This window comes from Streptomyces sp. WELS2, assembly GCF_013870595.1.
Taxonomy (GTDB): Bacteria; Actinomycetota; Actinomycetes; order Streptomycetales; family Streptomycetaceae; genus Streptomyces.
In genome coordinates this window covers 1-2,306 of sequence record NZ_JACBWZ010000914.1, presented here as the reverse complement: position 1 = coordinate 2,306, position 2,306 = coordinate 1, and the positions used below count along the sequence as shown (strand labels likewise).

The window sequence follows — 2,306 nt, the reverse complement described above, 5'->3', positions numbered from 1 at the left end:
CTCATGAGTGAACTCCCAGGCGCCGCCGTCTCCCTCGCCGAGGTGGCGCCCGCAGCAGCCGACACACCGTCAAAGAGACTCGCCGCGCCGCGCGTTCAGCCGCAGCGCCGGCCCGGGCGGTGGGCCGTCACCGCCGTCGTCCTCGTCCTCGTCGTGCAGATCCTGCACGGACTGGTCACGAACCCCTTCTACCAGTGGGACCGCTTCCGCTACTGGTTCCTGCGCCCCGCCGTTCTCGACGGACTCCTCGTCACCCTCGAGGTCACCGCGCTCAGCGCCGTACTGGGACTCCTCGGCGGTGTCCTGCTCGCGCTCGGCCGGCTCTCCGGCAGCGCGGTGCTGCGCGCGGTCAGCTGGACCTACACCTGGCTGTTCCGCTCCGTCCCGCTGATCGTGGTGCTTATCTTCCTGTACAACTTCAGTGCCCTGTACAAGACCCTGAGCCTCGGGGTGCCGTTCGGCCCGGCCTTCGTGACCTTCGACGAGTCCCGGCTGGCCACCGACATGACCATCGCCGTCGTCGGCCTCACCCTCAACGAGGCGGCGTACGCGGCCGAGGTGGTCCGCGGCGGCATCCTCTCCGTCGACCAGGGCCAGCACGAGGCCGCCGCCGCGCTCGGCCTGCCCCGCAGCCACCGGTTCCGCAGGATCGTCTTCCCGCAGGCCCTCAGGTCCATCACCCCCAACTACGTCAACCAGCTGATCGGCCTGATCAAGAGCACGTCCCTGGTCTTCTACGTCTCCCTGCTCGACCTGTTCGGCGTGGTGCAGTCGATGGGCAACACCTACCCCGGCGACGTGGTGCCGCTGCTGATGGTCGGTACCGTCTGGTACCTGCTCCTGACCAGCGCCGTCTCCATCGCCCAGTTCTACGTCGAGCGGTACTACGCCCGCGGTGCCACCCGCATCCTGCCGCCGACCCCGGTCCAGCGGCTGCGGTCCCGGCTCGCCGAGGTCCGCGCCCGGTTGCGCCGGGAAGCCGCCGTATGACCACCGCGCGGATCCCCGAAGGGTCCGCGCCCGCCCCACGACACCCCGCCCCACGACATCCCGACACCCGGACGACAAGGACAGCCATGCCCAGCCAGTTCTCCCGACGCCGTCTCATACGCGGCCTCACCGCGGCGACCGCCACCCTCTCCCTCGCCGGCGGACTCGCCGCCTGCGGCGGAGAGAGCGACGCCGCCACCACCGGCGGCCGGGCCGGCACGGTGACCGTGGGACAGCTGTCCAACGGAGCAGCCGTACCGGCCGAGTTGAAGGTCTCCGAGGTGAAGTCCATCAGCGCCGAGCTGCCCGCCTCGATCCGCAGGAGCGGCAAGCTCGTCATCGGTATCGGCGGCCTGCCCTCCGGCTCCGCGCCGCTGGAGTTCGTGGGCAGCGACCAGAAGACCCTCACCGGCTCCGAACCCGACCTCGGCCGGCTGGTGGCCGCGGTGCTCGGCCTGAAGCCCGAACTGCGCAACTCCACTTGGGAGAACCTCTTCGTCGGCCTCGACAGCGGCAAGGCCGACGTCGCCTTCTCCAACGTCACCGTCACCGAGGAACGCAAGAAGAAGTACGAGTTCGCCTCCTACCGCAAGGACGACCTGGCCTTCGAGGTACTGAAGAAGAGCACCTGGAACTTCGACGGCGACTACCGCAACCTGGCCGGCCAGACGGTCACCGTCGGCGCCGGCACCAACCAGGAGAAGATCCTGCTGGAGTGGAAGGCCCGCCTGGCCAAGGAGGGCAAGAAGCTCACCGTCAAGTACTTCCCGGACCAGAACGCCATCAACCTGGCGCTGCGCGGCGGCAAGGTCGACGCCTACCTCGGCCCCAACCCCGCCGTCGCCTACCGCACGAGGCAGACCGCGCACACCCCCGACCCCACCCGCGTCGCCGGCACCTTCTCCGGCGCCGGCGAGACGGTCCAGGGCCTGATCGCCGCCACCGCCAAGAAGGACAGCGGGCTCGCCAAGCCGCTCGCCGACGCCCTCAACTACCTGATCGAGCACGGGCAGTACGGCAAGTGGCTCGCCGCCTACAACCTGTCGAGCGAAGCCGTGCCCAAGTCCGAGATCAACCCGCCCGGCCTGCCCCTGGACAACTCCTGACGCGGCCCGGGAACAACCCGCGGCGACGGGGTGTTGAGGGTCGTGACGAGATCCACCCGGCGGACGCCGTACCGGCCCGCCGCGACCGACGGAGGGAGGCGACGGCCGTGACCCGGATGCCCGAACGGATCCGCCCGCCGCGCCCGTACCGCTCCGTCCGGCTGCACTCCCGGCCGCACATAGACCTCCAGCGCGTGTCCGCCGCGCTCT

At 70.3% G+C, this 2,306-nt stretch carries 2 protein-coding genes; both read left to right on the top strand.

Going from position 1 to position 2,306, the window contains the following annotated elements:
- Window positions 1–3: 3 nt before the first annotated feature.
- Window positions 4–990 (top strand): amino acid ABC transporter permease, encoded by a 987-nt coding sequence (locus tag H5J33_RS31685; RefSeq protein ID WP_181798189.1) that lies wholly within the window; start codon window positions 4–6, stop codon window positions 988–990.
- Window positions 991–1,076: 86 nt separating this feature from the next.
- Entirely contained in the window at window positions 1,077–2,096 is a 1,020-nt protein-coding gene (locus H5J33_RS31680; protein WP_181798188.1) for an ABC transporter substrate-binding protein, read from the top strand.
- Window positions 2,097–2,306 lie beyond the last annotated feature (210 nt).

What these genes read in the sequence shown, in the direction of transcription:
- H5J33_RS31685 (WP_181798189.1), top strand. Translation starts at nt 4, where the DNA reads ATGAGTGAACTCCCAGGCGCCGCCGTCTCCCTCGCCGAGGTGGCGCCC.
- H5J33_RS31680 (WP_181798188.1), top strand. Translation starts at nt 1,077, where the DNA reads ATGCCCAGCCAGTTCTCCCGACGCCGTCTCATACGCGGCCTCACCGCG.